This window comes from Vibrio sp. 1580 (assembly GCF_033340055.1).
In genome coordinates, this window is record NZ_JAWOVT010000679.1 from 1 (window position 1) to 528 (window position 528).

Sequence of the window (528 nt, forward strand, 5' to 3'; positions counted from 1 at the left end):
CAGTCGCATTATGATTCGCGTAATTGAACAAACAATGTAGATCATTCTTGTCCGTCAGTTTCAAAAAAGCATGGCTCAAACTTAACGCCGTGAACTTAGTAGATTCTTGGCTGCGTCGTTGTCGCAACATCAGCTTCGCCAAGGTTTTACTCGCAAATGGCGTGATTTCCGGGAGAGGGTCGCCAGACAAAAGCAAGCCGCCAGACGCCAATAATACGGTACGGTGAAACTCGTAGTCTTCACGTGATGCAGCTTGATTAGCAAGAGAAGTAAACGTCGCGCAGTCTGGGTCAATTTGCCACAACTTACGGTGCTGCCAGCTACGGAAAAACGTCTCTTTAGCGATCTGTTCAAAACGGTGGCTATGGCGCTCGACGTCATCAGACACGCGCATCGCATCCACCAGCCCCAAAGATGGCCACATTGGCGCGTTGCAGCCAAGCAACCACGCGTCTCCTGCGCCTCTGGCGATCGCCTCCATCCCTAATCGATACGCTTCGACACCCGTAATACCAGACTGACTACGTT

1 pseudogene is annotated in these 528 nt (G+C 51.1%); it reads right to left on the reverse strand.

The features are described from left to right. Window positions 1-528, reverse strand: a pseudogene (locus R7093_RS27815) (glycosyl hydrolase); the annotation flags it as partial.